Origin of the sequence: Microcoleus sp. D2_18a_D3 (assembly GCF_036702455.1) — a bacterium.
Lineage (GTDB): Bacteria > Cyanobacteriota > Cyanobacteriia > Cyanobacteriales > Microcoleaceae > Microcoleus.
Genome location: NZ_JAUBTK010000035.1, coordinates 25,720 through 38,909 on the forward strand (window position 1 = coordinate 25,720; position 13,190 = coordinate 38,909).

18 protein-coding genes are annotated in these 13,190 nt (G+C 45.7%); 10 read left to right on the forward strand and 8 right to left on the reverse strand.

What is annotated here, in order from left to right:
• Positions 1 to 83: 83 nt before the first annotated feature.
• On the forward strand, positions 84 to 848 hold the full coding sequence (locus QUB06_RS17275; protein ID WP_333436304.1) for a sulfotransferase domain-containing protein: 765 nt from the start codon (positions 84 to 86) through the stop codon (positions 846 to 848).
• A gap of 58 nt (positions 849 to 906) precedes the next feature.
• Here the strand turns inward: QUB06_RS17275 and QUB06_RS17280 are convergent, their stop codons facing one another.
• From QUB06_RS17280 to QUB06_RS17290, 3 genes are all read right to left on the reverse strand, one after another.
• Positions 907 to 1,317, reverse strand: coding sequence for a hypothetical protein (locus tag QUB06_RS17280; protein ID WP_333436305.1), 411 nt, complete (start codon positions 1,315 to 1,317; stop codon positions 907 to 909).
• A complete protein-coding gene (locus tag QUB06_RS17285; protein ID WP_333436306.1) occupies positions 1,304 to 1,519 on the reverse strand; it encodes a hypothetical protein in 216 nt (71 codons plus the stop codon). The genes QUB06_RS17280 and QUB06_RS17285 overlap by 14 nt, the downstream gene beginning before the upstream one ends.
• A 200-nt stretch (positions 1,520 to 1,719) precedes the next feature.
• Positions 1,720 to 1,935 (reverse strand): plasmid partition protein ParG, encoded by a 216-nt coding sequence (locus QUB06_RS17290; protein WP_333436307.1) that lies wholly within the window; start codon positions 1,933 to 1,935, stop codon positions 1,720 to 1,722.
• A gap of 230 nt (positions 1,936 to 2,165) precedes the next feature.
• On the opposite strand from QUB06_RS17290, the gene QUB06_RS17295 reads away from it, so the two are divergent.
• From QUB06_RS17295 to QUB06_RS17305, 3 genes are all read left to right on the forward strand, one after another.
• Entirely contained in the window at positions 2,166 to 2,390 is a 225-nt protein-coding gene (locus QUB06_RS17295; RefSeq protein ID WP_333436308.1) for a hypothetical protein, read from the forward strand.
• A gap of 142 nt (positions 2,391 to 2,532) precedes the next feature.
• Positions 2,533 to 3,393, forward strand: coding sequence for a 3-deoxy-7-phosphoheptulonate synthase (aroF, locus tag QUB06_RS17300; RefSeq protein ID WP_333436309.1), 861 nt, complete (start codon positions 2,533 to 2,535; stop codon positions 3,391 to 3,393).
• A gap of 173 nt (positions 3,394 to 3,566) precedes the next feature.
• A complete protein-coding gene (locus QUB06_RS17305) occupies positions 3,567 to 3,764 on the forward strand; it encodes a heavy-metal-associated domain-containing protein (RefSeq protein WP_333436310.1) in 198 nt (65 codons plus the stop codon).
• A 212-nt stretch (positions 3,765 to 3,976) separates the two neighbouring features.
• Here the strand turns inward: QUB06_RS17305 and QUB06_RS17310 are convergent, their stop codons facing one another.
• Entirely contained in the window at positions 3,977 to 4,387 is a 411-nt protein-coding gene (locus QUB06_RS17310; protein WP_333436311.1) for a metalloregulator ArsR/SmtB family transcription factor, read from the reverse strand.
• A 147-nt stretch (positions 4,388 to 4,534) separates the two neighbouring features.
• Between QUB06_RS17310 and QUB06_RS17315 the strand changes: the two genes are divergently transcribed.
• Both QUB06_RS17315 and QUB06_RS17320 read left to right on the forward strand, forming a co-directional pair.
• Entirely contained in the window at positions 4,535 to 4,702 is a 168-nt protein-coding gene (locus QUB06_RS17315; RefSeq protein ID WP_333081421.1) for a metallothionein, read from the forward strand.
• Between the two features lie 289 nt (positions 4,703 to 4,991).
• Positions 4,992 to 5,252: a DUF7219 family protein gene (locus tag QUB06_RS17320; protein ID WP_333143497.1), complete on the forward strand. Its 261-nt coding sequence runs from the start codon at positions 4,992 to 4,994 to the stop codon at positions 5,250 to 5,252.
• 284 nt (positions 5,253 to 5,536) lie between these two features.
• Here QUB06_RS17320 and QUB06_RS17325 read toward each other — a convergent pair whose 3' ends face one another.
• On the reverse strand, positions 5,537 to 6,613 hold the full coding sequence (locus QUB06_RS17325) for a metal ABC transporter solute-binding protein, Zn/Mn family (RefSeq protein WP_333436312.1): 1,077 nt from the start codon (positions 6,611 to 6,613) through the stop codon (positions 5,537 to 5,539).
• Between the two features lie 90 nt (positions 6,614 to 6,703).
• Between QUB06_RS17325 and QUB06_RS17330 the strand changes: the two genes are divergently transcribed.
• Positions 6,704 to 7,423 carry a metal ABC transporter ATP-binding protein gene (locus tag QUB06_RS17330; protein WP_333436313.1) on the forward strand — a complete coding sequence of 240 codons (720 nt, stop codon included), beginning with the start codon at positions 6,704 to 6,706 and terminating at the stop codon, positions 7,421 to 7,423.
• A 96-nt stretch (positions 7,424 to 7,519) separates the two neighbouring features.
• Positions 7,520 to 8,356 (forward strand): metal ABC transporter permease, encoded by an 837-nt coding sequence (locus QUB06_RS17335; protein WP_333282657.1) that lies wholly within the window; start codon positions 7,520 to 7,522, stop codon positions 8,354 to 8,356.
• 158 nt (positions 8,357 to 8,514) lie between these two features.
• Here QUB06_RS17335 and QUB06_RS17340 read toward each other — a convergent pair whose 3' ends face one another.
• Both QUB06_RS17340 and QUB06_RS17345 read right to left on the reverse strand, forming a co-directional pair.
• Positions 8,515 to 9,603 (reverse strand): WD40 repeat domain-containing protein, encoded by a 1,089-nt coding sequence (locus tag QUB06_RS17340; protein ID WP_333436314.1) that lies wholly within the window; start codon positions 9,601 to 9,603, stop codon positions 8,515 to 8,517.
• A 573-nt stretch (positions 9,604 to 10,176) separates the two neighbouring features.
• Entirely contained in the window at positions 10,177 to 11,148 is a 972-nt protein-coding gene (locus QUB06_RS17345) for a GTP-binding protein (RefSeq protein WP_333436315.1), read from the reverse strand.
• A gap of 194 nt (positions 11,149 to 11,342) precedes the next feature.
• Between QUB06_RS17345 and QUB06_RS17350 the strand changes: the two genes are divergently transcribed.
• Positions 11,343 to 11,666 (forward strand): hypothetical protein, encoded by a 324-nt coding sequence (locus QUB06_RS17350; RefSeq protein ID WP_333436316.1) that lies wholly within the window; start codon positions 11,343 to 11,345, stop codon positions 11,664 to 11,666.
• Positions 11,663 to 12,049, forward strand: a complete 387-nt coding sequence (locus tag QUB06_RS17355; RefSeq protein WP_333436317.1) for an aspartyl protease — start codon at positions 11,663 to 11,665, stop codon at positions 12,047 to 12,049. Before QUB06_RS17350 ends, QUB06_RS17355 begins: the two co-directional genes overlap by 4 nt.
• Before the next feature lie 48 nt (positions 12,050 to 12,097).
• On the opposite strand, the gene cobW is transcribed toward QUB06_RS17355, so the two are convergent.
• Positions 12,098 to 13,126: a cobalamin biosynthesis protein CobW gene (gene cobW, locus QUB06_RS17360; RefSeq protein WP_333436318.1), complete on the reverse strand. Its 1,029-nt coding sequence runs from the start codon at positions 13,124 to 13,126 to the stop codon at positions 12,098 to 12,100.
• Positions 13,127 to 13,190 lie beyond the last annotated feature (64 nt).

Sequence of the window (13,190 nt, forward strand, 5' to 3'; positions counted from 1 at the left end):
ACCCCCGGCGGACTATCGGTACAAATGCCAAATCCGAAACACTGTCAGTACAAGTGCCAAATATAAACCTACCATCCCCACCCATGAAACAACCCTCCAAACCCCCCGACTTCATCATCATCGGAGCCCAAAAAGGCGGCACAACATCTCTGTACAATTACCTAATCCAACATCCCCAAATCGCCCCCGCCGCCGAAAAAGAAATTCATTACTTCGACTTCAACTTCGATAAAAGCTGGGAGTGGTACTGTTCCCAATTTCCCCAGCCCCAAACAAGCGAAAACCTACTAACCGGAGAAGCCAGCCCCTACTACATCTGTCACCCCCAAGTTCCCCAGCGAATTTATGATTTATGTCCCAAAGTTAAAATAATCGCCCTGCTGAGAAACCCCGTAGAACGCGCAATCTCCCACTATTATTACTATATCAAAATAGGCTACGAATCCCTCTCATTAGAAGAGGCGATCGCCGCAGAGCCCGAAAGACTCAAAGGCGAAATAGAAAAACTCCTAGCCAACCCAACCTACTACAGTTACGAACACCAACACCACAGCTATCTAACCCGCAGCATTTACGCCGATCAACTCCCAGCCTGGATGAAACTTTTTCCCAAATCACAATTTTTAATCCTCAAAAGCGAAGACTTGTATAGCAACCCATCGGAAATCCTCAACAGAGTCCTCGAATTTTTAGACTTACCGCCCCACCAACTACAAACCTACGAAAAATACAACGCCACCCAATATCCCCCCATCAGCGAGACAGTATACGAGCAATTGAAAGCATATTTTCGATCGCACAACCAAAGACTAGCCGAATTGTGCGATCGAGACTTCGGCTGGGATTAACAGCGCTTAAGCGCAACTACGTACCTTTTTTGTACCCGTTGCACTCAAAACTAAAATATTAAGCAGCGGCCGTAGCATTTGCTTCCAGAGGCTCGATTTCCTCCGGCGTAGCGTGACGGCGCGGATCGTTAAAGCTACGTGCCGCTAGCCAGTTAGGATTTTGGGCCATCTCGCAACCAATCACGTAAAGCGAAGATTCGTTAAAAGCAGCCCAGAGAGCATCACAAGCCTGTTTATCCATCAGTGAATCGGCGATCGGGCGATCGTGAATGAGAGCAAATAAATCAAACTCATTTCGTTTTGGATTCCACTGATATTGCAAAGTAGGAGCATAACCCATTTCGATCAATTTTGCGATCGCGCGATCGGGCGTATATCCGTCCAAATGCACCCGATTGAGATAGATAGACACTTGAACATACTCATCTCTGGCAGGTAGCAGTCGGTAATTCGAGTTAGTCATCATCATTTGTCTCCGTGCAGTAGTAATAAGAGCGGCCTGCAATATCGGGGCGTTTTTCAGCCTTCATTTTTTGCTGAGCACATCGTCGCTTAGCATAAAGGTCTTTTTCAATTTCAGTCTCGCCAGGGGCATAAAAAGGACGGTGAGGAAGCAATTCGGCTTCTAAATCCTCCCAAGATTTCTCTGGGTTGTCTGAATCTCTCAGCATTTGCCCCTCGCGGTTTGTTCGAGGATGCCATTTATTCGATAGAACTCTTGCAAAAATACAAAGCACCCCACCCCAACCCTCCCCTTGCTAAGGGGAGGGAGCAAGATTATTCTTGTTTCCCCCCTTAATAAGGGGGGACTTGCGGGGGGTGAATTTGACTTTTGCAAGAGATCTGATATAGTCAATCGGTCGATCGGTCATCAGTCTGTTTCCTGAGTTTTGGCGATCGTCTTGACGCGCTGCGGCTTTGGCTCTAAAACGGGTTCGTTTTCCTGTAACCAAGTTTCGATGTACTCCAACAGAACCTCATTCATGCTGAGGCTACGCATAGCGCAAGATGCTTTGAACTTGGCTCTTGTCTCTTCAGGTAGATAGATTTTTACGGACACAGTTTTACTTGTAGTCAAAGTTTCCATATCGCTATATCGATTTGTCTATGTGTCTAGCCTGACACACAGGCGCGCGATTCGGATAGGGTCACTTGTCGATATAGGGACTTGTCGGTTTGTCCCTATATCGACATAATAACAGACATACCCAAAAAACGACAACCGCGTCGAGTTAAACGCCATTGCCGTTGCCCTACATTTTGCAAAAAAAATGCTTGACATTCCTACCAGTCTGTGCTAGGTTATCGAATAGTATTGTGTTTAATCCACAAATCGCAGCACTTCAACTATGTTCACAGCCAAGTTCACAGCCAACAGCTATTTTTATTTTTGGTACAGCCAAGTTCGCCCGGAGTGAATTGGTAATTCACTGTGAACATCCGGGCGAACCGCAGATTAACACCTGCGGTTTTGTTTTTTCTACTTCTTTCCCCAACAACCAATCGAGTACAAGCGAAAACAGCAATGACATTATTCAGTAACTGGTACTACAGCTTTTATTTTTGGCCCCACAGGAGTTCTGGGTAAATTGTCGCGCTGTCTTTTCGCACCAACCCGGAACTCCTAAAAGTGCCGGGTTTTTTGTTGTCAACCACCCACTTAATTTGCCAGGAAAATACCCTCATGTTAGAAGCCAAACTCGTCACCAAATCTCATCCCGAACACCAGACAATTGTCAAACTCTCAGAAACAGTCTCAGTCGGCGGCACAGAATTATTAATCATCGGCGGCCCCTGTACCGTCGAAAGTTCCGCACAAATGGAAACCGTCGCCCGCCAACTATCCGCCGCATCCGTGCAAGCTTTGCGAGGCGGAGTCTACAAACCCCGCACATCTCCCTATGCTTTCCAAGGCATGGGAATTGAGGGACTGGAAATTTTAGCTGATGTCAGCCGCCGTTACGGTTTACCAGTGGTGACAGAGGTAATGTCGATCGCCCAAATCGATCCAGTTGTCACATATACTGATATGCTGCAAGTAGGCAGTCGGAATATGCAAAACTTCGAGTTACTAAAGGCGATCGGTCAAGCCGGAAAACCAGTCCTACTAAAACGCGGCTTATCAGCCACAATCGAAGAATTTGTGATGGCCGCCGAATACATTCTCAGTCACGGAAATCCTGATGTAGTTCTGTGCGAAAGAGGCATTCGCAGCTTCGACAATTACACGCGCAATGTATTAGATTTAGGTGCAGTCGCAGCGCTGAAACAGTTAACTCATTTGCCAGTAATTGTAGACCCTTCTCACGCCGTCGGCAAGCGAGAATTAGTCGCGCCACTAGCCAAAGCAGCGGTTGCTTGCGGTGCAGACGGATTAATTATTGAATGTCACCCGCAACCAGAAAAATCGGTTTCTGACGCGCGGCAAGCTCTTTCTTTACCAGATATGGTAGATTTAGTTGCGAGTTTGCGGCCTGTAGCCGCCGCCGTTGGACGCCGCATACCCGATATTAATGTGCCTTCAGAGGTATTAAGTTTGAAGTGATATGGGTAGGAAATAATCTATAACTTTTAAGGTCCAACTCTACAGTCGGTTTTAACCGAATTGAGCTTTGAGGCAGGGGTTTAAACCCCTGCCGAAATCCGGGAAAGCGCGTGTTTCACGAATTTAGATTAAAATAAAAAATAATACTGTCATCTACGAAAATTTGCTGAATTATGGCAATACTACTTAACGTTCCCTCGATCGTCTGCTCCGGCTGCGGTGATACAATTACCAAAGCCATCAAAACTGTTGACTCCGAAGCTACTGTCAATGTGGATGTCGCAGCTAAGACTGTTACGGTTGAGGCTCAAGCTTCTGAAGAGTCAATTTCACAGGCGGTTGTTGCTACGGGCCACACCGTCGAAGATTAATATCTAGTTGGGTGGGGGCGGGTTTACAAGATTATTAATCTTAGGCCGAGATTATTGGTAAAAGCCGCCCCTACAAAATTTTAAATCCATTACCAATGCCCAATGCCCACGGCCCACGGCCCAATGCCCACTGCCCACGGCCCAATGCCCACTGCCCACTGCCCACTGCCCACTGCCCACTGCCCAATGCCCACTGCCCACTGCCCAAAAGCTTAATCTGCTTCGTCTAAGTGTTCGGCGACTGCTTGGTAAAGTTCAAAAACGTGGCGATCGAGTAAACTATAAAAAACTTGTCTCCCAACCTTGCGGTAACTTACCAACCGCATCGCCCGCAATGCCCGCAACTGGTGCGATACTGCTGACTCGCTCATACTCAACGCCGCAGCCAAGTCACACACGCACAGTTCTTGTTTGGCCAAAACCGACAGCAGCCGCAGGCGGTTCGCATCTCCCAAAAGACTGAAAAACTCAGCCATCCGCTGCGCTTTTGCGGTGTTGAGAACTTGTGTTTGGATGTCCCCTGCCCGCCAACAGTCAACTAGGTGCGATGGATCGCACGTTGGTGTATCGTTTTGTTGGTGAGACTGACTTATCGCTCCGTTAACAGCAGAGTTGGGTGACATCTTTATCCCGGCTTGTTTTAATTCTCATTTTCATTTTAGTGCGATCGACCCACCTTTTGTAACAAAACTTTTACATTCCCTTGACTTATATCTGAATATATGTTCAGATATAAGTATAGACAAACAAACCCACCAGGAGAAGCTCAAATGACTACCGCCACCCAAACAAAATGTGCCTGTCCTTCATGTTCATGCGTTGTCAGCCCCAGCGAAGCCATTGAAAAAGACGGCAAAACATACTGTTCCAGTGCTTGCGCTGACGGCCACCCCAACGGCCAAGGCTGCGGCCACACCGGCTGCGAGTGCCACAAATAAATATTCGGCTTCAGAAAAGGTTAATCACCAACTGCCAAATATATCTCAAGGGAGATGCGAACCGCGCATTTCCCAATTTTTTTGCTTTTAGGTTAAAGAAAAGTTAAAATAAAGCTAACTTAAGGTTAAGACTGCATTAATAGACTAAATACAGAGCGAAAAAGCACAATTGCTACTTACGCAATACAATAGAAGCAAGTTAGCGCCGCGATACTGAGTACAAATAGTGCTATTAACAGCAGAGACCGAACCAAAAGTTGAATACCAAAAGTTTAATTAGGAGGGGGCAATGAAAGAGCGGGAAGATTTTTTACATCCTCGCAATCGCTACTACGGTGATTTCACGCCAGAAAACTTGGCGTTTAATGCCAACTTGCAGGAATTTGCTCAAAAAATAACTTATATTTGCTCGCTGGAAACAGGGGGGAAAATTAGCGCTGAGAAAGCTTATAAAGATATTAAGATGCTTTGGAAAGACTTAAAATCCTCTAAGAAACAATTGGGAATTGGCCAAAAACCCCCCAGTACCGAGGAGCCACATTCACCTTAAAGTCATCTCAGCCAACGCAGCGTTTGCAATCGAAAACCCCTGCGATTGCGAGCGCTGCTTTTTGCTGCGTACCGAGCAAATATAAGGCAATACGCTTGAGTTAAAACTATTTATTCCTCGGAGATCCCCCTAAATCCCCCTTAAGAAGGGGGACTTTGAGTAAGTTCTTGTCCCCCCCTTAGTAGGGGCGGTGCCCCCGTGCCCGCCCTTGGCTAGGGGGGATCGCGCTTAACCCAAGCGTATTGAAATATAAGGTGCTTGCTAGTAGGCGAACTTTAGAAAATCTATGGTTTGGGATTTGGTACAGTTTCTCCGGCAAAGGAAGTACAATTACCACCGAGGCCAGAAATAATCGCGCAAGTATTAGTTTTCAGCATTCCCTGATATGTATCAGCACCCGTGCCGGGGCCGCCCAACTCGTCGCTGTAAAGTTCCTTGTCTGAAATTTCGACATTTGCCTCCCTCGCCACAGTCTCCATCAACTTCGGATTAGTTGTAGTTTCGGCAAAAATTGTCGGCACTCCGGCGGTCTTAATTTCTGAGGACAATTCGGCAATTCTTGCGGCGGTGGGCTGTTCCTCTGTCGTCACACCCTGCAAAGCTCCAGCCATCTCCAAACCGTAAGCATCGGCATAGTAACTCAAAGCATCGTGAGTGGTTACTAACTTGCGTTTTGGGGCTGGAATAGTCGCAATTTGAGCTTTGATCCAAGTATCTATTTTTTGCAACTTATCTGTTAAGCTGGCTGCATTTTTTGTATAAATTTGAGCATTGCTGGGAGCAAGTTTGATCAATTGATCGCGAATAGTTTCTACCATACGGATGCCATTTTTCGGGTTATGCCAAACGTGAGGGTCAGGGACTTTTTCGCCTTCTGCGTGGGGTTGGTTTTCCGCTTTCTCTTCACCGTGTTCGTGCTCGTGTTGGCCCATCAACGGTTTGGGAACAGCGAGTTCGTGGACGGCGATTTTGGGTGCGGAATTACTGCTAGATTCAATTAACTTAATGATGCTGGGTTCGTGGTTGTAGCCGCCGTATAAAATCAGATTTGCTGTTTCAATCGCTTTCCGGTCTTCCGGCTTGGTTTGATAGGCGTGGGGGTCGTCTCCCGGCTTGATTAGACAGGTGGTGTCGATCGAACTTTGAGCGATTTCTCTAGTTAGGTTGCAGATAACGCCAGTCGTAGCCACGACTTTTGGCAAGTTGGCGGCGGGACTGGCTGGAGTTTGAGTTGTGGCGGGACTCTCTGGCACTCCATTGCTTGCGTTCTGCCCTCCACTGCACCCAACCAGTCCGCAGCCAATTGCCAAAACAGCCACACCGCACAATCTGCCGCTTTTTCCAGCCCAGTTCTTTAACATTTTCACCTTTGGAACGATAATCGTTATTGCTTTTTCGAGTTATCCTATTCTAGTAGCTACGAACAAGAATCGTTCTCAAAATCTCGGATTATGTTAGAAGTGCAAGACTTAGCTGTCAATTATCGAGGAATCTCGGCCATCAACAGCGTGAATTTCCAGTTAGATCCCGGACAATTAACCGGTGTGTTCGGCCCCAACGGCGCGGGGAAAAGCACGATGGTGAAAGCGATGCTGGGATTGATCCCGGCCTGTCGGGGTTTGGTGAAATATCAGGGGCGGCTGCTGAAGGAACAGTTGTCGCGGGTGGCTTATGTGCCGCAGCGATCGCAAATTGACTGGGATTATCCGATTACGGTGTGGAATGCGGTAATGATGGCGCGAACCGTCCAGACTGGTTGGTTTCGCAGTCCCTCGAAGCAGTCGCAAGAATTGGTGAAAGCTGCTTTGCTGCGGGTGGGAATGTGGGATTTGCGCGATCGGCAAATTGGCGAACTGTCTGGCGGACAGCAGCAGCGGATTTTCTTAGCAAGGTCGATCGCCCAACAAGCCGATTTATTCTTCTTCGACGAACCTTTTAACGCGATCGACAAAGCAACCGAAGAGATTATTTTCGATATTTTTGCCGAACTAAAAGCAGAAAATAAAACATTGCTAGTAATCAGCCACGATTTAGGCGAAACTTTAAAACAGTACGACAATTTATTATTGCTCAACAAGCAGTTAATTGCGACGGGTTCCTGCAGGGAAGTCCTCACCGCCGCCAATATTCAAAAAGCCTATGGATACGATTTAAGTTTAGTGTCAGCGTAAGCAAAAAAAGATTTATCTTTAAAATTGATTGTGGCACGGGCGTCCCGCCTGTGCAGTAGATTGTAGTTGAAAAAATCCTATTATTGACCTAATTCAATGTTAAATTTGCTAATTGAGCCGCTACAATTCGAGTTCATGCGAAATGCGATCGCCGTCGGCATTTTGCTAGGAATTCTCTGCGCCGTTGTCGGTTCCTATTTAATTGTACAGCAAATGGGAATGATGGTTGACATGATTGCCCATTCAGTATTAGCAGGATTGCCCGTAGCTTTTTCTTTAGGTTTCAATATTTCGATCGGCGCGTTTATATCGGGAATTATCAGCGCGGTAATAATGACCTGGATACAATCGCAATCGCGCCTAAAAATTGATGCAGTTATGGCATTAATTTTGTCTACATTTTTAGCAATTAGCATCACGCTGATTAGCCTCTTGCGGACAACCAAATTAGATTTAGACGGGTTTTTGTTTGGGAATATCTTATCAGTTGCACCTGCTGACGTGCAGCAGACTTTTGTCATAACTTTGATAATTTTGGCGACCGTTAAAATATTTTATAAAGAACTGCTATTCTATACTTTTGACCCGCAGGGAGCGCAAGCGTGCGGTTTGCCTGTAAACTGGATTTATTTGGGGATGATTTCGGCGATTACGCTGACGATTGTTGCGAGTTTGCAAACTGTGGGGGCGCTGTTAGTAATTTCCCTATTAATCGGGCCGGGAATGACGGCGTATTTGTTGGTAAAAGAGCTACATTTAATGATGGGATTAGGAGCAATTATTGGGATTACAGCTAGCGTGACTGGTATGTATCTCAGCTATTATTGGAATATGCCGTCTGGTGCGGCAATTGTATTAGTTGTTTTTGGGTTATTTTTAGTAGCTTTGCTGTTCAGTCCCAGTCAAGGGATTTTGACAAGAAAGAGAGGATAACACTCCAGGACGCACTTCGACGCTTAGAAACCGGGTTTTTTACTCGATGCAGTCTGCAACGAAGTAGACCCTCGAAAAACCCGGTTTCTGGATACCCGTGGGTAAGTCCTAAAGTTTTCAATTGTTTATGTTTTGGTCAAACGGGTGCGTATGCGAACTTAGCGCCGCCCGAAGCCTTTGCCGCGCATAGACTTTGACCAAACAAGCAATTCGCCACCACCACCGCCGGCCGCGAGAAACTGGCCTTCGGGATGCCATGCGAGACAGGAAAAACCGCCCTCTGCACCTTCTAGAATTTGCAGCAATTGTTCTGCTTCCTCCCACAAACAAACTTGACCGTCTGCGGCTGCGGAAGCTAATAAAAATGTGGAAGGTTGAAAGGCGATCGCATTTACAACTTTTTCATGCACTTCTAACCCCCAAGAATCCCAACCGACACTTTCATCAGCGTGTTTTTCCCACACTGAAATCCCTTCAGAACTCGCAGCAGCTAACAAAGGCGCACCCAAGGAATTAGTTTTATCCGACCAAGCTAACTGCCGAACTTTCCCCGGAAAACCCTGCATTACCCACGGTTCAAAATTGCCCCATTCATTAACAATGAGAGTATTGTCCATATTGCCGCAAGCTAAAAATTCCCCTTGTGGCGACCAAGAAACAGCACCTGTTGCAGAGGGTACTGATAAAATTTCCGGGTCTTCGTCCCAGTCTTCGCCATGCCAAACTTTGACACCTTGATAGCCGCTAACTGCCAGATATTGAACCATCGGATGCCATGCTAAATCGAGAATAGATGATGACTCGAAATTCAGCGTTACTTCAACAACATTATCCTCAGCATTCCAGACTTGAACGTAGCGGCCCATACTGAAAGCTAACTGGTTGCAGTTGGGACTCCAAGCTAACTTATCAACCCAGACGCGCTGGTTATCCAAATCAGCAATTAATTCGCCAGAATTAACGCGCCAAATTCGCACTTTTCCATCTTGTCCGCCAGCAGCTAGGAATTGACTGTCGCGGGAAAAAGACAAGCAATCGGCTGATTTACCCGTAGCAGTTTGTAGGGTTTGCAAGGACAATTCATTAACTGTCCCTACTTTCGCCAGCATCACTTCGCCCGCCGCGGAACAGACTCCTAAAGTTGTGCCATCCGGCGACCAAGTAACAGCAGTTACGTAGTCAGACAGCATGGCTGCGGCATGAATTTCTAGGGTTTGTTCACTTTTATTTGTCTTTTTGTTACCCATATTTATTGAATCAGAGATGTTGTACTCTTCTTAAGAACGGGCAAGATGCCCGTTCCACAAGAGATGAATTTTCATCTTGTGGAACAGGCATCTTGCCTGTTCCCTTCCACAAGAGATGAATTTTCATCTTGTGGAACAGGCATCTTGCCTGTTCCATTCCACAAAAGATGAATTTTCATCTTGTGGAACAGGCATCTTGCCTGTTCCATTCCACAAAAGATGAATTTTCATCTTGTGGAACAGGCATCTTGCCTGTTCCATCCCACAAAAGATGAATTTTCATCTTGTGGAACAGGCATCTTGCCTGTTCCCTTCCACAAAAGATGAATTTTCATCTTGTGGAACAGGCATCTTGCCTGTTCCCTTCCACAAGAGATGAATTTTCATCTTGTGGAACAGGCATCTTGCCTGTTCCATTCCACGGGCAAGATGCCCGTGCCACAAAAGATGAAGTTTATTCTTGTGGAACAGGCATCTTGCCTGTTCCATCCCACAAAAGATGAAGTTTATTCTTGTGGAACAGGCATCTTGCCTGTTCCTAAAACGCTTATTAAAAATGCTTCAAGATGTCAGTTAAACCAGACACTTACGAAAATCCTCTCGCAATTGATTTTCGTTTAAGTTGCGACCGATGAATACAAGCTCGTTTTTCGGAGTTTCGGTAGCTTTCCAAGGTCTATCTGGTCTGCCATCAAACACCATGTGTACTCCTTGGAAAACAAATCGCTTGTTGTCTCCGGCGACATTCAAAATGCCTTTAGTCCGAAAGATATTCGGGCCTTGAGTTCGCAACAATTCCTCAATCCAATCGCTAAATTTGTTGCCATCAATAGCGCCGGATTCTACTATTGCTACCGAGGTAACAGTTTCGTCGTGTTCGTGAGTGTCTTCGCCCAAAAAGTCGGGTTCGATTTCTAATGCCCGGTTCAAATCAAATGCTTTTACGCCCAACAAAGCATCCATTTGTAATTCAGCATTGTGAGTACGGTGAATTTTTGCCATTGCATTCATGGCGCGAATTCGTTTTTCTAATTCTGCCAATTCTTCCTCACTCACTAAATCAGTTTTGTTGAGCAAAACTACATCGGCAAATGCAATTTGTTCTTGAGCTTCGTCTGCGTCCCAGTGCTGCCAGATGTGCTTGGCATCAACTACCGTGACAACTGCATCTAGCAGTAATGTGTCCCGCATATCTTCGTCTACAAAAAATGTTTGAATTACGGGTGCGGGGTCGGCTAAACCTGTGGTTTCGATGACTATGTGGTCAAATTTGTCGCGCCGCTTCATTAAGTTACCGATAATCCGAATTAAATCGCCTCGGACTGTACAGCAAATGCAGCCGTTGTTCATCTCGAAAATTTCTTCATCGGCATCAATTATCAGTTGGTTGTCGATGCCTACTTCGCCGAATTCGTTGACGATGACTGCAACTTTTTTGCCGTGTTCCTGTGTTAAAATGCGGTTCAGTAGCGTAGTTTTGCCTGCACCCAGATAGCCCGTGAGAACGGTAACAGGAACTGATTCGATCGCCCCAGCACTCACCATACTTGACCTCGATTAGTGTACAATGATAACCATTATCGTTATTCTACACCAGACAAGCTGCTAGTAGCAAGAATATTACAAAATGTTAATAAAGAGTTCGCTGGAGACTTTAAGGGCGGATTTTAGCAAAAATAGACAAAATAATACTTGTGGGCTATCATAAATCAATCTATACATTTAATCTAAAAAACACCATGACTCAGCTATCAGAAAAGCGAAAAGCGCTACGGGGTAGAATTTTTCCCGAACGGACTATACCACCCGAAGAATTAGCAAGACGCAAAGCAGAAAAAACTAAACTCCGTTTACGCGGTCGAGCAATATTTGAGCGAATTCGCCCGGAACTGATCGACGAGTATTACAATTGGTTTATTGCGATCGAGCCGGATAGCGAAGAGTATTTAGTTGACCCCAAACTTTTAGGCATTGTCCAAAAAATCAAGGAACAGTATGGCGATAAAAGTGTGATGTTAACAATGTTTCGCCTCAATGAAACAGGAACCTGTGGCAGTATATGATATCAGGTTGGTTTGGCGAAAACGGAGAGTTGTTTTTTGAGATAGAATTGATTGCATCTAATGGCGATTGCTTTCCTGTTGAAGTGCTACTAGATACAGGTTTTACCACTGGTTTTCTAGCGATTAATTCTCAAGACTTAGATGGTTTAGATTGGTCTTTAATTGTCCGAGAAATCGAGATGCAGACAGCACGGGGAGATGCTTTATTTGACCTCTATGAAGGCAGGGTAATTATTGACGGTCAAGAGTTGATCGTTCCCGTCCATGTTGGAGAGGATCTCCCGGAGATTTTAATCGGTTCGCAATGGTTAGATAGGATGCAGCTAGTTGTTAATAAACCGATCGGCATTTTGACGTTAGAAACAGTATCGAGTGCAGAATGATTGCAGATCGATCGCCCTTTCTCAAAAAAAGCGATCGCCCGCATTCAACTACAAGAATGACTGTATTTTAGCAGAGTCGAGTTCCCGACCGATCAGCACTAATTTGGTTTGGCGGAGTTCCGAAGGTTGCCAAGGGCGATCGTAAAAATATTCTATGCGCGAACCCACACCTTGCAACACCATCCTCATCGGTTTCTTGGGAACCGCCACAAACCCTTTAATCCGATAGATTTCCTCTTGCTGCATCAAGGATTGCAGTTTTTTCACCAAAGCTTCAGGTTCAAATTCGCGATCGGCAATAAAGAAAGTCGAGTTAATATCATCATCATGTTCGTGTTCCTCCTCAGTGTCGTGGTGACTGGGGCGAGACTCCAAATCATCCTCAACCGCCGCATTAAATCCCATGAGCACATCAGGGTTAATTTCGCCACCTTTGCAAGGCACAATTTTCACACTTGGACGTAACTCTTGCTGCAACCAGCTTTGCACTTTCTTGTGAGTTTCTGCATCTACGCGATCGACCTTCGTTAAAAGTACCATATCGGCACAGGCTAACTGGTCTTCAAACAATTCCTCGATCGGAGTTTCGTGATCTAAACTAGAATCAGCTTGCCGCTGTGCCATCAAAGCATCGATATCACCGACAAAAGTACCGCTAGCAACAGCTTCGCAATCGACAACAGCAACAACACCGTCCACAGTAGCACCCGTGCGAATTTCCGGCCAGCGAAAAGCTTGAATCAAAGGTTTAGGAAGTGCGAGGCCAGAAGTCTCTATTAAGATACAATCAATTTGTTCTCTGCGCTTCAACAATTCTTGCATAGTCGGCAAGAATTCCTCTTGAACAGTGCAGCAAAGACAACCATTTGTTAGTTCAACAATATTGCTGCTGGCATCTTCTTCTTCGTCGCAAACTTGACAATCGCGCAGCAATTCTCCGTCAATTCCAATTTCGCCAAATTCGTTAACCAGAACAGCAATGCGGCGACCTTGATTATTTTGCAATAAGTGGCGAATTAAGGTAGTTTTGCCGCTACCGAGAAAACCAGTGATGACAGTAACAGGAATTTTGTGCATTGATAATTTTGTGCTTATTTGGTGATGGGATATCTCTCGTTCTCTCGTTCCCAAGCTCTGCCCA